At 70.7% G+C, this 18,991-nt stretch carries 17 protein-coding genes and 1 pseudogene; 10 read left to right on the top strand and 8 right to left on the bottom strand.

From position 1 onward, the window contains the following. Position 1: 1 nt before the first annotated feature. Entirely contained in the window at positions 2-1,144 is a 1,143-nt protein-coding gene (locus tag ACAG26_RS06455; RefSeq protein ID WP_370480737.1) for a protein kinase, read from the bottom strand. A 110-nt stretch (positions 1,145-1,254) separates the two neighbouring features. On the opposite strand from ACAG26_RS06455, the gene ACAG26_RS06450 reads away from it, so the two are divergent. Then, complete coding sequence (locus ACAG26_RS06450) at positions 1,255-1,659, top strand: Rv2175c family DNA-binding protein (protein WP_370480535.1); 405 nt, start codon at positions 1,255-1,257, stop codon at positions 1,657-1,659. Here ACAG26_RS06450 and ACAG26_RS06445 read toward each other — a convergent pair. Then, entirely contained in the window at positions 1,646-3,163 is a 1,518-nt protein-coding gene (locus tag ACAG26_RS06445) for an alpha-(1->6)-mannopyranosyltransferase A (protein WP_370480534.1), read from the bottom strand. The genes ACAG26_RS06450 and ACAG26_RS06445 overlap by 14 nt on opposite strands. A 6-nt stretch (positions 3,164-3,169) precedes the next feature. Next, the gene (idsA2, locus tag ACAG26_RS06440; protein ID WP_370480735.1) at positions 3,170-4,219 is read right to left on the bottom strand and encodes a bifunctional (2E,6E)-farnesyl/geranyl diphosphate synthase; all 1,050 of its coding nucleotides are present in this window, start codon (positions 4,217-4,219) and stop codon (positions 3,170-3,172) included. Between the two features lie 277 nt (positions 4,220-4,496). Here idsA2 and ACAG26_RS06435 point away from each other — a divergent pair, with 277 nt between their 5' ends. After that, positions 4,497-5,390, top strand: coding sequence for a mycobacterial-type methylenetetrahydrofolate reductase (locus ACAG26_RS06435; RefSeq protein ID WP_370480533.1), 894 nt, complete (start codon positions 4,497-4,499; stop codon positions 5,388-5,390). On the opposite strand, the gene ACAG26_RS06430 is transcribed toward ACAG26_RS06435, so the two are convergent. Continuing rightward, positions 5,366-6,040: a DUF3153 domain-containing protein gene (locus ACAG26_RS06430; protein ID WP_370480733.1), complete on the bottom strand. Its 675-nt coding sequence runs from the start codon at positions 6,038-6,040 to the stop codon at positions 5,366-5,368. The genes ACAG26_RS06435 and ACAG26_RS06430 overlap by 25 nt on opposite strands. A gap of 102 nt (positions 6,041-6,142) precedes the next feature. Then, positions 6,143-6,745 carry a GNAT family N-acetyltransferase gene (locus ACAG26_RS06425; RefSeq protein ID WP_370480731.1) on the bottom strand — a complete coding sequence of 201 codons (603 nt, stop codon included), beginning with the start codon at positions 6,743-6,745 and terminating at the stop codon, positions 6,143-6,145. Between the two features lie 275 nt (positions 6,746-7,020). Here ACAG26_RS06425 and ACAG26_RS06420 point away from each other — a divergent pair, with 275 nt between their 5' ends. From ACAG26_RS06420 to ACAG26_RS06400, 5 genes and pseudogenes are all read left to right on the top strand, one after another. Further along, positions 7,021-7,428, top strand: a complete 408-nt coding sequence (locus ACAG26_RS06420) for a DUF3040 domain-containing protein (protein ID WP_370480532.1) — start codon at positions 7,021-7,023, stop codon at positions 7,426-7,428. 548 nt (positions 7,429-7,976) lie between these two features. Continuing rightward, positions 7,977-8,408, top strand: a complete 432-nt coding sequence (gene mraZ / locus ACAG26_RS06415) for a division/cell wall cluster transcriptional repressor MraZ (protein WP_071030051.1) — start codon at positions 7,977-7,979, stop codon at positions 8,406-8,408. Further along, positions 8,383-9,603: a 16S rRNA (cytosine(1402)-N(4))-methyltransferase RsmH gene (rsmH, locus tag ACAG26_RS06410; protein ID WP_370480531.1), complete on the top strand. Its 1,221-nt coding sequence runs from the start codon at positions 8,383-8,385 to the stop codon at positions 9,601-9,603. The genes mraZ and rsmH overlap by 26 nt, the downstream gene beginning before the upstream one ends. Beyond that, positions 9,600-10,632 (top strand): annotated as a pseudogene (locus ACAG26_RS06405) (hypothetical protein); the annotation flags it as partial. The gene rsmH and the pseudogene ACAG26_RS06405, both read left to right, overlap by 4 nt. Beyond that, on the top strand, positions 10,622-12,580 hold the full coding sequence (locus ACAG26_RS06400) for a peptidoglycan D,D-transpeptidase FtsI family protein (RefSeq protein WP_370480530.1): 1,959 nt from the start codon (positions 10,622-10,624) through the stop codon (positions 12,578-12,580). The pseudogene ACAG26_RS06405 and the gene ACAG26_RS06400, both read left to right, overlap by 11 nt. 11 nt (positions 12,581-12,591) lie before the next feature. Here ACAG26_RS06400 and ACAG26_RS06395 read toward each other — a convergent pair whose 3' ends face one another. The 3 genes from ACAG26_RS06395 to ACAG26_RS06385 are packed head-to-tail and all read right to left on the bottom strand — an operon-like array spanning position 12,592 to position 14,182. Further along, positions 12,592-12,990 carry a PIN domain nuclease gene (locus tag ACAG26_RS06395; protein ID WP_370480529.1) on the bottom strand — a complete coding sequence of 133 codons (399 nt, stop codon included), beginning with the start codon at positions 12,988-12,990 and terminating at the stop codon, positions 12,592-12,594. Next, positions 12,987-13,211: a type II toxin-antitoxin system VapB family antitoxin gene (locus ACAG26_RS06390; protein WP_370480528.1), complete on the bottom strand. Its 225-nt coding sequence runs from the start codon at positions 13,209-13,211 to the stop codon at positions 12,987-12,989. Before ACAG26_RS06390 ends, ACAG26_RS06395 begins: the two co-directional genes overlap by 4 nt. Positions 13,212-13,255: 44 nt before the next feature. Further along, positions 13,256-14,182 (bottom strand): acyl-ACP desaturase, encoded by a 927-nt coding sequence (locus ACAG26_RS06385; RefSeq protein WP_370480527.1) that lies wholly within the window; start codon positions 14,180-14,182, stop codon positions 13,256-13,258. 748 nt (positions 14,183-14,930) lie between these two features. Between ACAG26_RS06385 and ACAG26_RS06380 the strand changes: the two genes are divergently transcribed. Genes ACAG26_RS06380 through mraY form a run of 3 tightly spaced genes read left to right on the top strand, consistent with a single transcriptional unit; the run spans position 14,931 to position 18,990 of the window. Further along, a complete protein-coding gene (locus ACAG26_RS06380) occupies positions 14,931-16,436 on the top strand; it encodes a UDP-N-acetylmuramoyl-L-alanyl-D-glutamate--2,6-diaminopimelate ligase (RefSeq protein ID WP_370480728.1) in 1,506 nt (501 codons plus the stop codon). Beyond that, entirely contained in the window at positions 16,433-17,914 is a 1,482-nt protein-coding gene (murF, locus tag ACAG26_RS06375) for a UDP-N-acetylmuramoyl-tripeptide--D-alanyl-D-alanine ligase (RefSeq protein ID WP_370480526.1), read from the top strand. Before ACAG26_RS06380 ends, murF begins: the two co-directional genes overlap by 4 nt. Further along, positions 17,911-18,990 (top strand): phospho-N-acetylmuramoyl-pentapeptide-transferase, encoded by a 1,080-nt coding sequence (mraY, locus tag ACAG26_RS06370; RefSeq protein WP_370480525.1) that lies wholly within the window; start codon positions 17,911-17,913, stop codon positions 18,988-18,990. Before murF ends, mraY begins: the two co-directional genes overlap by 4 nt. The last annotated feature ends 1 nt before the right edge of the window (position 18,991 follow it).

Here is an 18,991-nt window from a genome sequence, read left to right as displayed (position 1 = left end):
CTTACAGCAGGGCGCTGAGGTGGCTGCCGAGGGTCCAGGCCACCGCCGCGACCAGCCCGGTCAGCGCCAGCAGCACCGCCAGCCAGATCACCACCATCCGCCGGGCGTGCTGGCGTTGCAGGGCGAACTCGCTCAGCTCGATGCCGGCGAATTGACCTGCGACGTCGGCATCGTCCTCGTCCTCGTCGGTGCGGGCGCTGGGCGGGTCGGCGGTGGCGCGGGTCAGCTGCCGGGTGCGCACCGGGCCGGCCGGGCGGCGCTGGGCCATCGCGGAGGTGTGTTGCGCGGACTGGCGCGGGGCGGGCACCCGAAACGGCGGCAGGTCCAGCTCGTGGGCCAGCGCGTCGAGTTCGGCGCCCATCTCGTCGGCGTCGACGTACCGGCCGTCCGGGTCCCGGTGGGTCGCGCACGCCACGAACGCGTCGAATTGTGGTGGGACGCCGTCGATGACGGTGCTGGGCGGTGCGACGTCGTGGTCGAGGCGCCGGTAGGCCACGGTCAGCGCGGAGTCCCCGGAGAACGGGGTGCGCCCGGTCAGCAGCTCGTAACACAGGATCCCGGCCGCGTAGACGTCGCTGTGCGGGCCGGCCTGGCCGTCCCGGACCTGTTCGGGCGACAGGTAGGCCGCGGTGCCCAGAATGACGCTGGTGGAGGTGATCCCGGCGGCCGCGAGGGCGCGGACCAAGCCGAAATCGGCGATCTTGACCTCGCCGTCGTCGGAGATCAGGACGTTCTCCGGCTTGACGTCGCGGTGCACCAGCCCGGCCCGGTGCGCCACCCCCAGCGCGCCCAGCATCGGGCGCAGCACCGCCACCACCGCGTGCGGCGGCATCGGGCCGCGTTCGTTGAGCAGCTCGCGCAGGGTGCCGCCCTCGACGAGCTCCATCACCAAAAACGGCCGCCCGGAATCGGTGCCCTGGTCATAGACCGCGACCAGCCCGGGGTGTTTGAGCCGGGCCACCGCCCGCGCCTCGAGCTGAAACCGGGTGAGGAACTGGGTGTCCCCGGCGTAGCGGGCGTCCATCACCTTGAGCGCGACCGGGCGGTCCAGCCGCAGATCCACCCCCCGGTACACCGTCGACATGCCGCCGGTGGCGATTTTGGTGGCCACGCGGTACCGCCGATCCAGTACCACGCCCTCCAAAGCATCCCCGGTGCCAGCCGTCGCCACCCCGACATCGTAGGTGCGAGCGGGCCGAACACGGGTTCAGCGCGCGGCTTTCGGGCCGGCCGACACGTTCTACACTGGGCCCGGTGAGCAGTATTCCGGCCGGTGACGACGTGTTGGCCCCCGACGAGCCGACCTATGACCTGCCCACGGTCGCCGAGCTGCTGGGGGTGCCGGTCACCAAGGTGCATCAGCAGCTGCGGGAGGGGCATCTGGTCGCGGTGCGCCGCGGCGGGACGGTGGTGGTGCCGCGCATCTTTTTCACCGACACCGGCGAAGTGGTCAAAAGCCTGCCCGGGCTGCTGATGGTGCTGCGCGACGGCGGCTACCACGAAACCGAGATCCTGCGCTGGCTGTTCACCCCGGATGCGTCGCTGTCGGTGACCCGCGACGGGATGCGCGACCCGGTCGACAACGCCCGCCCGGTCGATGCGCTGCACGCCCACCAAGCCCGTGAGGTGGTGCGCCGGGCCCAGGCTATGGCGTACTGACCGGGGCCTGCGGCGCCCGGTACAGCGTGTAGAACGCGAACGCCGCGCAGCTGGCCGCGATGCCGACATGCACCCAGGAGTACATGCCGTGCGCGCCGTCGGGTTTGAAGATCACCATCACATAGGTGCACAGCGCCGCGATCGTGGCCAGCGCCACCCGGGACTGCGCCACCGCGGCCGCGGCGGCTAACGGCCAGGTGTAGTACCAGGGCAGTGCGGCCGGCACGAACAACACCACGATCAGCATCGCCCAGGCGATCCCGGTCAGCGCGGCGCGGTCGTCGCGGCGGAACCGCCACCACAGCAGCGGCAGCGACACCGCGATGAGGACGATCCCGATGATGCGGGTCACGTGTAGCACCGCGTAGAAGTTGACCGGGAAGAACAGTCCGCCGATCGCGTGCACCAGGTTCGCGGTCGCCGTCGGCACCGTTAGGGCGTTAATGATCTTCACGTTGCCGGCCAGCAGCGCGGTCAGCCAGCCCAGGCCCACCCCGGCCAGCCCGGACAACACCCCGAACACCGTGACCACGATGGCCACGGTGGCCGCGCCGGCCGCCGCGAACGCCGCGGCCCGGCGGTAGCCGCGCCGGTCCCGCAGATGCCGCATCCACACCCACACCAAAAACGGCAACGCGATCCCGGCGGTGGCCTTGACCGCCACCCCCAACGCGACCACGGTGGTCCCGGCCAGGGGGCGGTGGCCGAAGGTCAGCGCGATGCCGGCGGTCATCAGCCCGACCATCAGCATCTCGTTGTGCACCCCGCCCATCAGGTGGATGATCACCAGCGGGTTGAGCACGCAGATCCACAGCGCGGCCGGTCCGTTCCCGCCGACATGGCGGGCCAGCCGCGGCGCCGCCCAGATCAGCAGCGCCAACCCGGGCAGCATGCACAACCGCAGCAGCATGGTGCCCAAGATGACGTGGTCGCCGACCAGCATCGTGACGAACTTGGCGACCAGGATGAACGCCGGGCCGTAGGGCGCGGTGGTGGCCGACCAGATCGGGCTGACGTCGTCGAGCAGCGGATTGGGGTTGTCGACCGGCCCGACCAGGTACGGGTCCAGCCCGTCGCGCAGCAGCGCGCCCTGGGCCAGATACGAGTAGGTGTCGCGGCTGAACACCGGCACCGACGCCAGCAGCGGCGCCAGCCAGAAGCCGGTGGTGGCCACCAGGGTGTACTCGGTGACGGTGCCGTCGAGGACGCGCCGGCCCAGCCGCAGCCAGGCGAGCAGCATCAACGCCACCCCGGTCCACAGCAGCACCGAGGACAGCACCAGCCCGTGCCCGAACCGCAGCCAGGACAGGTGCAGCCCCTCCAGCAGCGGGTCGTGCAGTTTGGTGCTGCCGGCGCCCAACCCGCCAGCGGTGATCAGCGCCGCGCCCAAACACCCCAGCAGCGCCGGGCGGGCCTGGGCGCTGGCGGTGAACTCCTGCAGCCGGGCCAGCCGTGGGGGGCGGGCGGCGGCCGCGTCGGCGGTCGTGGGGGTCGGGGTGGACATCGGTGCTCAGCTGGATCGGTTGGCGGCCAGGCTGGCCAGTTCGGAGAGCCCGGCCTTGGCCGCGGCGGAGATCGGGGCGGCGGCCAGCGTCGCCTGCGCCCGCCGGGTCAGCGTGTCGATGTGCTCCTCGACCGCCGCCAGCGCCCCGACCGCGGTGATGACGTCGCACAGCTCGCCGACCTGGGCGTCGGTCAGCTCGGTGCCGATCGAATTGCGCAGCAACTGCGCCGCGGCCGGGTCGGCCTCATCGGCCAACTCCACCGCCTCGGCCCACAGCACGGTGCGCTTACCGGACCGCAGGTCGTCGCCGGACGGTTTGCCGGTCACCGCCGGGTCGCCGAACACGCCCAGCACGTCGTCGCGCAGCTGAAACGCCACCCCCAGATCGGTGCCCAGCTCGTGGAAGATGGCCTGCACATCGGGGCGGTCGGCCGCGGCGGCGGCACCCAGCTGCAGCGGACGCGACACCGTGTACGACGCGGTTTTGTAGGTGTTGACCTGCATCGCCGAGGCGATCGAGTCGGCGCCGGTGGCCTCGGCGACGATGTCGAGGTATTGCCCGCCGAGCACCTCGGTGCGGATATCGGCCCACACCCGCCGCACCCGGGCGTGCGCGGCCGGCGGCAACTCGGCGGCGGCGACGATGTCGTCGGCCCAGACCAGGGCCAGATCACCGAGCAGGATCGCCGCCGACAGCCCGAACTGGTCGGGCACCCCCCGCCAGCACCGGTCGCGGTGCAGGCCAGCGAATTTCACGTGCGTCGTCGGTTTGCCGCGGCGGGTCGCCGAGGCGTCGATCACGTCGTCGTGCACCAGCGCGCAGGCGTGCAGCAACTCCAACGCGGCGAACAGCCGCAGCATCCCGGGGTCGGGTTCGGCGTCGGCCACCGCGCGCCACCCCCAGTAGGCGAACGCCGGGCGCAGCCGCTTACCGCCGGACAGCACGAACTCCTCGAGCCCGGCGACCAGGCCGTCGTAGTCCGGCCCGATGTAGGCGGTGTCCCGGCGGCGGTCACGCAGATACCCACGCAGCTGGTCGGTGACGGCGCCGGCCAGCTCCGCGGCTGACGGAGCGGGTGCGGCTGTAGCTCTAATGCTCAGCGCGGCGCCCCTTTCTGCTCTGTGCGCTACCGATGACGGAGTGCATTCAGGGTAGAGCGTACGGCCACTTTCGGGGGAGCCGAGCCCCGCGGCCACCGGAGTTGCTTCGACAGGCTCACTAACTCGCCCCTATGCTGTCTGCAGAACCCGCGCGCCCGCTCAGTTGACGAAGCAGCGCCGTCCCGGTGGCGGATCGCCGCGCCGGGCGTGGCAAACACACAGGAGCATCCTCTTGACCTTGAACACCATCGCGCTCGAACTCGTCCCGCCCAATGTGGAACGCGGTCGCCAGCAGGCCATCGACGACGCGGGCAAGGTGCTCAAGTTCGCCGCGGAAACCGGCCTGGCCGGACAGATCGGGCACATCATGATGCCCGGGATGATCGAGGAAGAGGCCGACCGGCCCATCGAGTGGAAGCCGAAGCTCGACGTGCTGGATTTCTGGTCGATGGTCAAACCGGAGTTACCCGGGATGAAAGGACTGTGCAGCCAGGTCACCGCGTTCTCCGATGAGCCGTCGCTGCGCCGGCGGCTCACCGATCTGGTCGACGCCGGCATCGAAGGCATCGTGTTCGTCGGGGTGCCGCGCACCATGGCGGACGGGGAGGGCTCCGGCGTCGCGCCGACCGACGCCCTGTCGCTCTACCGCGAGCAGGTGGCCAACCGCGGCGTGATCCTGATCCCCACCCGGGACGGTGAGCAAGGCCGCTTCGGGTTCAAGTGCAACCAGGGTGCGACGTTCGCTCAAACCCAGCTGTTGTACTCCGATGCCATCGTGGGATTCCTGGCCGAGTTCGCCAGGCACACCGACCATCGCCCCGAGATCCTGCTGTCCTTCGGCTTCGTCCCGAAGATGGAGAGCCGGGTGGGGTTCATCGATTGGCTCATCCAAGATCCGGGCAACGCCGCCGTCGCGGCCGAGCAGGCGTTTGTCAAAACGCTGGCGCACAGCGAACCCGCGCAGAAGCGTCGGCTGATCCTCGATCTGTACCAGCGGGTGATCGACGGTGTGGCCGACCTCGGCTTCCCGTTGAGCATCCACTTGGAGGCCACCTACGGGGTGTCCGCGCCGGCATTCGAGACCTTCGCGACGATGCTGGACTACTGGTCGCCGCGCGGGGAGTGAACCTCGGCGTCGGCCTCGTCGTCCTCGCCGAACCGGGGGCTGCGGTCGCGGCCGGTCCACGCCAACACCGCGATCAGGATCGCGACCGCGACCGACCCGAGCCCTAGGCGCATCGCGGCGCTGGTGAACGAGCGGGTGGACGGATCGGTGTAGCGGGCCTGGGCGCTCATGGTGGTGACCACCCCGGGTTTGAGTTTCCATTCCACCGAGTCGCTGGCGATGCGATCCCCGTTGGTGGAGGTCACTTCCCCGGGGAACGACACGCTTAACTGCACGTCGGCCTCGGGGTCGTCCAACGTGGTCAGGTCGACGCGGCCCTCCAGGATCACCAGATCGCCGGCGCGGCGCAGCGACAGGTCGACCCCGGCGGCGTCGGGGTTCATATTCGCCAGTTGCGGCAGCTCGGCGAAGGTCAGATCGGAGAACACCGCCTGCGAGCCGACGTAGCCGTCCCGGTCGTACTTCGAGATCGCCACCTTCTGGCTGAACGGCAGGTCGGGGTTCAGTTGCGGCCCGGGGTCGTGCTCGTTGCGGGGTTTGGTCGCCGCGATCACCTGGCCGGACACCTGATCGTCGGGGGAGACGGTGATCGTCGCGTGAACCCGCAGGCAACCGACGGTCATCAGGGTCACCGGGAGCAGCAGCAGCATCAACGCCAGCGGGCGGCGAACCCGAGGTGGGCGAGAGGTGGCGCGCACCCGGTCATCGTGCCAGACCGGCGGTGTGCGCGCCGCCGTGCCGGCCGGGTTTTGTCACGACAACGGCAGCGGCCGGCCCAGGATCGCGAACGGACGCGGGTCACCGGCGAAGTGGTAGCCGCGGATGACGTCGGTGAAGCCCAACCGCCGGTACAGCCGCCAGGCGCGGTTGGCCTCGCCGTGGATTTCCGGGGTGGACAGCAGCACGTGGGCTTCGCCGCGCCCGGCGAGCAGCCGCCGCGTCAACGCCTCACCCAGGCCGCGGCCCTGCGCCCGCGGCGCGATATGCAACTCGGTCAGCTCGAAGTAGCTGGTCATCAGGCGGGCGATCTCCGGGGCGGGCCGGCCGCCGCGCTGTAAGCCCTGCACGACCTGCTGCTGCCACCACTGGTCGGGGGCGCCGCAGTAGCCGTAGGCAACGCCCAGCAGCGGCGCCCCGGTTAGCTCGGCCGCCGACGGCGCCGCACCGGTGCGCACGTCGGCCTCGACGGCGGCCACCGCCTGCCAGCCGCGTCGGCGCATATGTTCCAGCCACATCGACGCCCGCTGGCTCTCCGTACCACGCGGGTAACTCATCGCGTCGACGTAGACACCCAGCGCGTCACCGAGGCGGCGGGCCATGTCCTGGGGCGCCAAATCGATGAGGAAGGTGGCCAACTCGGGGCGTCCTCCTGGTGATCGGGTTGGTGCTGCCACTGTTCCATTATCCGGGGCGGGTGATCGATGCCCAGCGACGATCCTGTCGGCTGGCCGCGATGTCGGGCGGTGTCACCCGGGCCTGCCCGCCCGCATTGCCGCCGGGCTACACTCATCGTTCGAACCCGGTGGTACGCCGCAGATCGACCTCGTATCATCAGTGGTAGTTGCCCGTCGCTACGGGCATCCACGTGCTATCGGAAACCACGTGACGGGCCGTCGGCAAGGAGGGACGAATGCCACTCTCCGATCATGAGCAGCGGATGCTCGACCAGATCGAGAGCGCTCTCTACGCCGAGGACCCCAAGTTCGCCTCCAGTGTGCGCGGCGGGGGACTGCGTGCGCCCACCACCCGGCGGCGGGTCCAAGGCGCGGCGATGTTCGTGGTCGGTTTGGCGATGCTGGTGTCCGGTGTGCCGTTCTACGCGAACGTCAACCACAGCTTCCTGGTCCTGTCCGTCGTCGGGTTCGTGGTCATGTTCGGCGGGGTGGTGTTCGCCGTCACCGGCCCGCGGATCGCCGGTGGCCGTGGACCGTCGGGGTCGTCGGCCCCCAACGCCGCGCGCCAGGGCCGGGTGAAGGGCGCCGGCGGTTCCTTCACCAGCCGCATGGAGGATCGGTTCCGCCGCCGCTTCGAGCCGTAATCCGGCCCGTCCGCATCGAGTTCACGTCGGGGCAGCCCAGTTGGGCTGCCCCTTTTTGCTTTTCGGTTCGCCGGCATCGGGATTGAGGTGTCGAGGCTGGATTTGGCTTCTTGAGACTGCAGCCATGGCGTCGAGACTGTAGCCATGGCGTCGAGACGGTACTGAGGCCGTCATTTCCGTCGGGGGATTGGCCCTGGATACAGGCTCGGCGCCGTGAGCACGGCCTCGACGCCGTGGGCGCAGGCTCGGCGCCGCCAATACAGTCTCGGCGCCACCAGCCCCGCCGCGCCCAGCCGCCGCGAGCGTACCGAGACTCCCCACCGCTCCCCACCCTTGACCCCACCCGCGAATTTCCGCGCTGAGCTGGTAGTTCACCGCCACGACGGCCCGCGCCGGCGGCCCCCGCCGAGGCCAACCCGGCCGCATGGTGGGGGAAACACCCAACCGTTATGTCTCAGAGGGCGCGAAGTGGGGGATTGTGGGGTATGGTGGCTGAAGTCGGCGGCGAGACGGAGTGCAAGGAGGCTCCGCCAGGCGGGAGGTGCGCGATGTTCCTCGGCACCTACACGCCCAAGCTCGACGACAAGGGGCGGCTGACCTTGCCCGCAAAATTTCGCGACGCACTGGCAGGAGGGTTGATGGTGACGAAGAGCCAAGACCACAGCCTGGCCGTGTACCCGCGGGCCGAATTCGAGCAGCTGGCCCGCCGGGCCGCCAACGCGTCGCGGCGTAACCCGGAGGCGCGGGCGTTCCTGCGCAACCTGGCCGCAGCCACCGACGAACAACACCCCGACGGCCAGGGCCGCATCACGCTGTCGGCCGACCACCGCCGCTACGCCAACCTGTCCAAGGAGTGCGTCGTCATCGGATCCGTGGACTATCTCGAGATCTGGGATGCGCAGGCCTGGCAGGACTACCAACAGACCCACGAAGAGAACTTCTCCGCGGCCAGCGATGAAGCACTCAGCGACATCATTTGAGGCGCATGCCCGTGCCTCGTGGCCTCTGCCCGAACCGACCCTGACGTACTTCCCCAACGCCAGGTTCGCGCTCTCGGACAGGGACCTCGAGGCAGGGGCTACCCGCCGTGCCGTCGGGCGACCGCCAGCGCGGCGGTGCCGGGCGCAGCGGGTCGTGCGCGGGCCTTACATGCGTTGCCAAACTCGACGGGGAGGTGCTGTGGGCGATTTCGGCCATGTGCCGGTGCTGCTGGAGCGCTGCGTCGCCCTGCTGACCCCCGCGCTGACCCGGCAGCATGCCGACGGGTCCGGGGCGGTCCTGGTCGACGCCACCCTGGGTGCGGGCGGGCACGCGGAACGGTTCTTGACCGAGCTGCCCGGGCTGCGGCTGATCGGCCTGGACCGCGACCCCACCGCGCTCGACATCGCCGCCGAGCGGCTGGCACCGTTCGCCGATCGGCTCACCCTGGTTCGGACGCGCTACGACGGGATCGCCGACGCGCTGACCGAAACAGGTTATGCCGCAACGGGATCTATCGACGGCGTGCTGTTCGACCTGGGCGTCTCGTCGATGCAGCTGGACCGGGCCGAGCGGGGCTTCTCCTACGCCCAGGACGCGCCGCTGGACATGCGGATGGACCCGGAGGCACCGCTGACCGCGGCCGACATCCTCAACACCTACGACCAGGCCGCGTTGACCGATATTCTGCGCCGCTACGGCGAGGAGCGGTTCGCGTCGCGCATCGCCACCCAGATCGTGCGTCGCCGCGCGCACACCCCGTTCAGCTCCACCGGTGAGCTGGTTTCGCTGCTCTACGAGGCGATCCCGGCCCCCGCCCGGCGCACCGGGGGGCACCCCGCCAAGCGGACGTTCCAGGCGCTGCGGGTCGCGGTCAACGGCGAATTGGACTCGCTGCGCGCCGCGCTGCCCGCAGCGTTGGCCGCGCTGGACGTGGCCGGGCGCATTGTGGTGATGGCCTACCAGTCGTTGGAGGACCGCATCGTCAAAGGCGTGTTCGCCGAGGCGACCGCGTCGCGCACGCCGCCCGGGCTGCCGGTCGAACTTCCCGGCCACGCACCGCAATTCAGGTCGCTGACGCACGGAGCCGAACGGGCAGACGCCGCCGAAGTCGAACGCAACTCCCGCAGCGCCGCGGTGCGGTTACGCGCCCTGCAGCGGGTGGAGCAACGGTCAGCAAGGAGGGGAGACCGATGACCACCAAGCGCGAAGCGCCGGCGCGGCGCGGCGGCGACCGTCGTCGTCGCCCCGATGGTCCCACCCGCCGAACCACTCGCCGGCCCGCCGAGGCGACCTCGTCGGGTCGCGGCCGGCCGCGCGGCGCGAAGGCTACCGCGCCGGCCCGCGAGGCCCGGGTGCCGCGGTCCGGTCCGCAAACCACCACCCGGACCCGGCCGGCTCCGGCGAAAAGCACCAAACAGGCTAAGGCGCGGGCGAAGGCTCGGAAAGCTAAGGCACCCAAGGTTGTTCGCCCACCGCTGCGGGAGCGGCTGCTCACCCGGCTGGCGTCGGTGGACCTGCGACCCCGCGCGCTGCTGGCCAAGGTGCCGTTCGTGGTGCTGGTGATCGGTTCACTCGGTGTCGGCCTGGGCGCCACGCTGTGGCTGTCCACCGACTCGGCCGAGCGTTCCTACCAGCTGGGCAGCGCGCGCGAGGAGAACCGGGCCCTGGTGCAGCAGAAGGAGTCACTGGAACGCGATGTGCTCGAGGCGGAGGCCGCACCGGCGTTGGCCGAGGCGGCGCGGAACCTGGGCATGATCCCGTCGCGCGACACCGCGCATCTGGTGCAGGACCCGGCCGGCAACTGGGTGGTGGTCGGCACCCCGAAACCCGCCGAGGGGGTGCCGCTGCCGCCGTTGAACAGCAAACTGCCCGACGAACAGGCGCCGCCCACCGGGCCGGCGGGCAATCCCGTCGAGGTGCCGGTGCGGGTGTTGCCCGGCCTCGGGGAGCCCATCCCGGGCCTGCCGGCCCCGGCCCCGGATGTGTTGCTGCGCGCCCCGGATGGGGCATCGACGCTGGGCGCCGAACATCTGCCCGGCGGTGATCCCGCCCCGGCGGGTCCGCCCGCACCGGGTGTGCCCGACGCCCCGGTCACCGGTCCGCTGCCGGGCCCGGTTGCGGTGCCCGCGGCGCCGCCCGCGGCGCCGGCCGCCACCCCGGTCAACCCCGAGCAATTCACCCCGGTGACCGGAGCGACGGCGGGTGTCGCCCGGTGAGCCGCGCCGGCCGGACGCGCACCCGTCAGCCGGCGCGCCCCGCGCGTGGCCGCCGCGGCGCCAAGGGCGGCCCGGCGCCTAAAACCAGCACCGAGCCGCTGGGCCACTCGGCCCGGGCGCGCCGCACCCGACAGGCGGTGGAATTCGGCTCCCGCAGCGCATCGTTCGTCTTCCGGCACCGCGCCGGCAATGCGGTCATCTTCCTGGTGCTCGCGGTGGCCGCGGCGCAGCTGTTCTATCTGCAGGTGCCGCGGGCGGCCGGGTTGCGCGCCGAAGCCGCCGGCCAGCTCAAGGTCACCGACGTCGAACAGGCGATGCGTGGGGCCATCATCGACCGCAACAACGACAAGCTGGCGTTCACCGTGGAAGCGCGCGCGCTGACGTTCCAGCCGGTCAAGATCCGCCAGCAGCTGGCCGACGCCAAACAGAAGAACCCCCAAGCCCCCGACCCGCAACGGCGGCTGCACGAGATCGCCACCGAGGTGGCGGCCCGGCTCAACAACAAGCCGGACGCGGCGACGGTGGAACGCAAGCTGCAAAGCAACGACACCTTCGCCTACCTGGCCCGCTCGGTCGACCCCGCCATCGCCGAGGTGATCACCAAGAAATTCCCCGAAGTCGGCAGCGAGCGGCAGGATCTGCGGCAGTACCCGGGCGGTTCGCTGGCGGCCAATATCGTCGGCGGCATCGACTGGGACGGCCACGGCCTGCTGGGCCTGGAGGACTCGCTGGACGCCGTGCTGGCCGGCACCGACGGATCGGTCACCTACGACCGCGGCTCCGACGGGGTGGTGATCCCCGGCAGCTACCGCAACCGGCATAAGGCGGTCGACGGGTCCACGGTGCAGCTGACCCTCGACGACGACATCCAGTTCTACGTGCAGCAGCAGGTGCAGCAGGCCAAGAACGCCTCGGGGGCGCAAAACGTCTCGGCGGTGGTGCTCGACGCCAAGACCGGTGAAGTGCTGGCGATGGCCAACGACAACACCTTTGACCCGTCCCAGGACCTCGGGCGCCAGGGCGACAAGCAGATGGGCAACCTTCCGGTGACCTCGCCGTTCGAGCCGGGCTCGGTGAACAAGGTGGTCACCGCCGCCTCGGTCATCGAATACGGGTTGAGCAACCCCGACGAGGTGCTGCAGGTGCCGGGCTCGATCGACATGGGCGGGGTGACCGTGCACGACGCCTGGAACCACGGCGTGACGCCCTACACCACCACCGGGGTGTTCGGGAAGTCGTCCAACGTGGGCACGCTGATGCTGGCCCAGCGGGTCGGCCCGGACCGCTGGTTCGACATGCTGGAGAAATTCGGGCTGGGACAGCGCACCCGGGTCGGCCTGCCCGGGGAAAGCGCCGGGCTGGTGCCGCCGATCGACCAGTGGTCGGGCAGCACCTTTTCCAACCTGCCGATCGGGCAAGGTCTTTCGATGACGCTGCTGCAGATGGCCGGCATGTACCAGGCGATCGCCAACGACGGGGTGCGGATCCCGCCGCGGATCATGAAAGCGACCGTCGCCCCGGATGGCACCCGCACCGACGAGCCCCGCCCGCAAGGTGTTCGGGTGGTCTCGGCGCAGACCGCGGCGACGGTCCGGGACATGTTGCGCGCGGTCGTGCAGCGCGACCCGATGGGCTACCAGCAGGGCACCGGATGGCAGGCCGGGGTCGAGGGCTATCAGATCGCCGGGAAAACCGGTACCGCCCAGCAGATCAACCCGGCCTGCGGCTGCTACTTCGACAACGTGTACTGGATCACCTTCGCCGGCATGGCCCCGGCCGACAACCCGCGCTACGTCATCGGCCTGATGATGGACAACCCGCACCGCGCCGCGGACGGCTCCCCGGGATCGTCGGCGGCCCCGCTGTTCCACGACATCGCCAGCTGGCTGCTGCAGCGCGAAGAGGTGCCGCTGTCACCGGATCCGGGGGCGCCGCTGACCCTGCAGCAGATGTAGCGTCGGAACCGTCAGAACAGCGGCAGCGTTCGTAATCCGCAATGCCGTCGGATGACTTCAAAGTCGCGGTCGCGGTGCGCCACCACCAGGTTCAAACGCAGTCCCATCGCCGCGACTTGGCAGTCGATCAAGCTGCGGACGGTGTCTCCGCCGCGCCGACAGCGACGGTGAATCGCCGCGGCGTCCTCGGCATCGCGCACGGGTGCGAGCGGCTCGATGTCGAATCGCTGGAGGAACCGCCGCCGAACCGCCGCGGCTTTCTCCTCGGTGGTACCGATCAGCAATTCCATCACCACCACCTCGGGGATGGTCAGTGACGCTTCGTCCGCGATGCGGCCCGCGACCCAACGGCTTGCGGTCGAGTCGGTGGTAGCCAAATACTCGATCCACACCGATGTGTCGACGATCACCGGTCGTCGGCAGCGCGTTCTGGAACGGAGAACGCCTCGAGTTCTTCATTGGTGTAGTCGAAGCCGGTTCCCTGCAACGCCAGCGCTTCCTCGACGCTGAGGGCCTCGCCGACCAGCCGGCGCAAGGCCAGGTCGACCGCGCTGCGTTTCGATGTCAATCGGTAGATGCGCTGCGCGGCGGCGATCAACTCGTCATCGATGTCGATGTTCGTACGCGACATGACACCACCATACACCGCAGGGTGTATTCGGCCTCCGTCGCTGACTACGACCGCGCTTCGGCCAGCTCCCGGCGGGCGGCGGCCTTCTCCTCGTAGTAGCGGGCCCGCTCGTCGAGGGCGGCCAGGAAATCGGTGATCTCCTCGCGGGCTTTCTCGCCGTCGGCGCCAACGTCGGTGCGGTCGAACACCTTCCAGTAGCGCAGGACCGGCAGCAAAACGTCGTCGTGGTGAATGCGCAGATCGTAGATGCCCGCCTTGGCGATGAGCAGCGCGTTCTCTTCGAAGCCCGGCATGCCGATACCGGGCATGGCGAAGCCGAGCACCTCGTCGCGGATCGCGCCGAGCGCCGCGTCCGGGTCGATGTCCAGTGCGGCGGCCATCAGGTTGCGGTAGAACACCATGTGCAGGTTCTCGTCGAGCGCGATGCGGGACAGCAGCTGCTCGGCCAGCGGACAGCCCGACGCCCGACCGGTATTGCGATGCGAGATCCGGGTGGCCAGCTCCTGGAACGACACGTAGGCCAGCGCCTGCAGCGGCGTCTTATCCCCGGAGTCGTAGCCGGCGATCACGTGCGCCATCCGCATGTTCTCCAACGCCACCGGATCGACGCCCCGGGTCACCACCAGGTAGTCGCGCAGCGCCACGCTGTGGCGGCCCTCCTCGGCCGTCCACTGGCCCACCCAGGATCCCCAGGCGCCGTCGCGGCCGAACCGGGTGGCGATCTCGCGGTGATAGGACGGCAGGTTGTCCTCGGTGAGCAGGTTGACCGTCAGGGCCGCCCGGGCCACCGGATCCAGCGGCGAGTCCTGCGGCGTCCAGTCCTGCCCGCCCAGGAACGCGAAGTCCCGGCCGCGGCTCCACGGCACATAGTCGTGTGGCTGCCACGGGCGCACCGCGGCGAGGTGCCGGTCCAGATTCGCGGCGACCACGGGTTCGAGGTCGTAGAGCAGTGTGGTGTTCGATTCGGTCACTGGTTCGCGCCTTCCGAGCGTCGTCAATGTCCCCGACCCTGAAACCTACGGTTGCGTAAGCTACGGAACCGTAGCCTCGAGGGTATTGCTGGGTCACCGGGCTGTCAACGCCGCGCCGCGCCGTGTGTATCAACCGCGGTGAGGACGCGACCGGCCTAGAACGATCGGTACTTTGACGGGTCCGATGATGAGCTGACAAACCCGTGGTCGCCGTCCCTGCAGGTGGTGGTGTCTGCGTCTTGGGTGCAGCGGATCGGTGCGGATGTCAACTGAAGGAGCTCACCCAGATGTTCGTCGCGATTCCGAACACGCCGGTGCGGAGTTTGAAACCGGTCCCGTCGCTGTAATAGAAGGACGGCGCTACGACCGGGACCCCAGGGAAACTGGGCCCGGTGCATCCCGCTGAGAACTCGCCAGTGGTATCGAACGGGCAGGGGATCCCATCCGGGGTAAGGAATCTCGTAAAAAAATTGATATGCCCAGGGCTCGTCTCTTCCACTGCGTAGTCCTCGACGTGGGCGGCGGCGAAGCCGGCGAGGTCCGGGAAAATCGGCGTACCTGCAGGGGGTCGGTGCGGCAGGGTGAAGCGTGCATGCGGTCAGCACAGCGGCGCTGACGAAGGTGAAGTTACGCGACCGGGGTGACCGCATGAGTGTCACTCATACACACTCCCGGCAACGGTAGGGTGTCTAGGCCGAAGATGGCGTGACTGGCGGCGGTGGACGGAGGTGATCTCGGGGTGCCCACGATGCTGCGGCCGCGGACCGGTGATGGCATCCCGCTGCTGACGCTGGCCGCCCAGGTCAGCGCGGTGCCCGCGGAAGGCAGCGTGGTCGCCGACACCCGCATCACCGGGGTGACGCTGCGGGCACAGGACGCCGCGCCCGGTGACCTGTTCGCCGCCCTGTCCGGGTCGGCGACCCACGGCGCGCGCTACACCGGCCAGGCCGTCGAGCACGGCGCGGTCGCGGTGCTCACCGACCCCGCCGGGGCCGCCGCGTTGGGCGCGGATCGCACCGTGCCGGTGCTGGTGCACCCCAACCCCCGGGAGATCCTCGGTGCCCTGGCCGCCACCGTCTACGGGCATCCCTCCGAGCGGATCGCCGTCATCGGCATCACCGGGACCTCGGGCAAGACCACCACCACCTACCTGGTCGAGGCCGGGCTGCGCGCGGCCGGGCGCACCGCGGGCCTGATCGGCACCGTCGGCGTCCGCATCGACGGCGCCGATGAGCCCAGCGCGCTGACCACCCCGGAGGCGCCCGCGCTGCAGGCGCTGCTCGCGGTGATGGCCGAACGCGGCGCCGACACCGTGGTGATGGAGGTGTCCAGCCACGCGCTGGCGTTGGGCCGCGCCGACGGGGTCCGGTTCGCGGTGGGCGGCTTCACCAACCTGTCCCGCGATCACCTCGACTTCCACCCCAGCATGACCGACTACTTCGAGGCCAAGGCGCGGCTGTTCGACCCGGCGTCCCCGCTGCGGGCCCGCCGCGCGGTGGTCTGCGTCGACGACGACGCCGGACGGGCGATGGCCGCCCGGTTCGGCGAGGCGATCACGGTCAGCGCGGCGGGGAAGCCGGCGTCCTGGCGCGCCGAGGACGTGGTGGCGCTGCCCGGCGGCAGCCAGGAGTTCACCGTCGTCGACCCGGTCGGGGTGCACCATCGGGTCGGCATCCGGCTACCCGGTGGCTACAACATCGCCAACTGCCTTGTCGCGCTGGCGATCCTGGACAGTGTCGGGGTGTCCCCGGAGCAGGCGGCGCTGGGGCTGCGGGACGCCGGGGTGCCCGGGCGGCTGGAGCCGGTCGACCGCGGCCAGGGCTTTCTCGCGCTGGTCGACTACGCGCACAAACCCGGCGCGCTGCGCGCCGTGCTGAGCACGCTGCGCCGCCCGGAGGGCCGGCTGGCGGTGGTGTTCGGCGCCGGCGGTGACCGCGACCCGGGCAAACGCGCCCCGATGGGACAGATCGCCGCCGAGCTGGCCGACCTGGTGGTGGTCACCGACGACAACCCGCGCAGTGAAGACCCCGCCGCGATCCGCCGCGAGATCCTGGCCGGCGCCGCCCACGGCCCCGCCCAGGTCGTCGAGATCGGTGACCGGCGCGCCGCGATCGAGCACGCCGTGGCCTGGGCCCGCCCCGGCGACGTGGTGCTGATCGCCGGCAAGGGCCACGAAACCGGGCAGACCGCGGCCGGACAGACCCGCCCATTCGACGACCGGGTGGAGCTGGCGGCCGCCCTGGAGGCGCTGTGATCCCGTTGACCGTGGCCCAGATCGCCGAGATCGTCGGTGGGCGGGTGGCCGACCTGGCGCCCGACGTCGCCGCACGCACCCCGGTGACGTCGACCGTGGAGTTCGACTCCCGCAAAATCACCCCGGGCGGGCTGTTTTTGGCGCTGCCCGGGGCGCGCGCCGACGGGCACGACCACGCCGCGGCGGCGGTGGCCGCCGGGGCGGTTGCGGTGCTGGCGGCCCGCCCGGTCGGGGTGCCCGCGATCGTGGTTGACCCCGCCCCGACCGGCAGCCGCGCCGGGGTGCTCGAACACGACACCGACGGCTCGGGGGCGGCGGTGCTGGCGGCGTTGGCCAAGCTGGCCGCCGCGGTGGCCGCCGACCTGGTCGCCAAGGGGTTGACGATCATCGGGGTCACCGGTTCGTCGGGCAAAACCTCCACCAAGGATCTGCTGGCCGCGGTGCTGGCGCCGCTGGGGCAGGTGGTGGCCCCGCCCGGCTCGTTCAACAACGAGCTCGGCCACCCCTGGACGGTGCTGCGCGCCACCGAGGACACCGACTATCTGATCCTGGAGATGTCGGCGCGACACCCCGGCAATATCGCCGCGCTGGCCGCGATCGCGCCGCCGCAGATCGCGGTGGTGCTCAACGTCGGCACCGCGCATCTGGGCGAGTTCGGCTCCCGCGAGGCGATCGCGCAAACCAAAGCCGAGCTGCCGCAGGCGGTTCCGGCATCCGGGGTGGTGGTACTCAACGCCGACGACGCGGCGGTGGCGGCGATGGCCGCCCAGACCGCCGCCCGGGTGGTGCGGGTCAGCCGCGCCGGACCGGCCGACGTGTGGGCCGGGCCGGTGACCCTCGACGAGCTGGCCCGGGCCCGGTTCACCCTGCACGCCGGGGACGCCGCCGTCGACGTCGCGCTCGGCGTGCACGGCGACCACCAGGTCGGCAACGCGCTGTGCGCGGCCGCGGTCGCGCTGGAATGCGGCGCCAGCACCGAGCAACTGGCCACCGCGCTGGCCGGCGCGGGCCCGGTGTCCGCGCACCGGATGCAGGTGAGCACCCGCGCCGACGGGGTGACCGTCATCGACGACGCCTACAACGCCAACCCGGACTCGGTGCGCGCCGGCCTGCAGGCGCTGGCCGTCATCGCCCGGCAAACCGGCGCCCCCCGCCGCAGCTTCGCGGTGCTCGGCGAGATGGCCGAACTGGGGGAGGACGCGATCGCCGAACATGATCGCATCGGCCGACTGGCGGTGCGCTTAGATGTCTCTCGTCTCGTTGTCGTCGGAATGGGGAGGTCTATGAGCGCCATGCACCACGGGGCGGTGATGGAGGGTTCGTGGGGCTCCGAGTCCACCATGGTCGCCGACGCCGACGCCGCGCTGGCCCTGTTGCGGGCCGAATTGCGGCCCGGTGATGTGGTGCTGGTCAAGGCGTCCAACGCGGCCGGCCTGGGACGGCTGGCCGACGCCCTGGTCGGCGGGGACGGCGCATGATCGAGATCCTGCTCGCCGTCGGTATCGCGCTGGCGGTGTCGATTCTGCTGACCCCGGCGCTGATTCGGCTGTTCACCCGGCAGGGGTTCGGCCACGAGATCCGCGAGGACGGCCCGCCCAGCCACAAAACCAAACGCGGCACCCCGTCGATGGGCGGGGTGGCGATCCTGGCCGGCATCTGGGCCGGCTACATCGGCGCCCACCTGCTCGGGCTGCTGTTCGGCGGCGGCGGCCCGACCGCCTCGGGCCTGCTGGTGCTCGGCTTGGCCACCGCGCTGGGCGCGGTCGGCTTCGTCGACGACCTGATCAAGATCCGTCGGTCCCGCAACCTGGGGTTGAACAAGACCGCCAAGACCGTCGGCCAGATCGGCGCGGCGGTGCTGTTCGGGGCGCTGGTGCTGGGCTTCCGCAACGACATCGGGCTGACCCCGGGCGGGGTGCAGCTGTCCTATGTCCGCGACATCGCCACCGTCACCCTGGTGCCGGTGCTGTTCGTGCTGTTCTGCGTGGTGCTGGTCAGCGCCTGGTCGAACGCGGTGAACTTCACCGACGGCCTGGATGGGCTGGCCGGCGGGGCGATGGCGATGGTGTCCGCCGCCTACGTGCTGATCACCTTCTGGCAGTACCGCAACGCGTGCGCCCTCACCCACGACCCGGGCTGCTACGACGTGCGCGACCCGCTGGATCTGGCGCTGATCGCGGCCGCCACCGCCGGGGCCTGCGTGGGGTTTCTGTGGTGGAACGCCGCGCCGGCCAAGATCTTCATGGGCGACACCGGGTCGCTGGCGCTGGGCGGGGTGATCGCCGGGCTGTCGGTGACCAGCCGCACCGAGATCCTGGCGGTGGTGTTGGGGGCGCTGTTCGTCGCCGAGATCATCTCGGTGGTGGTGCAGATCGTCGCGTTCCGCAGCACCGGCCGGCGGGTGTTCCGGATGGCGCCGTTTCACCACCATTTCGAGCTGGCCGGCTGGGCCGAAACCACCGTGATCATCCGGTTCTGGCTGCTCACCGCGATCACCTGCGGATTGGGTGTGGCCCTGTTCTACGGTGAGTGGCTCGCCACCACCGGCAACTGAG

Origin of the sequence: Mycobacterium sp. pUA109 (genome assembly GCF_041287095.1) — a bacterium.
In the GTDB taxonomy this organism is placed as follows: Bacteria; Actinomycetota; Actinomycetes; order Mycobacteriales; family Mycobacteriaceae; genus Mycobacterium.
Note: the sequence above shows the minus strand (reverse complement) of the source record. Positions and strands in the feature narration are given on the sequence as shown.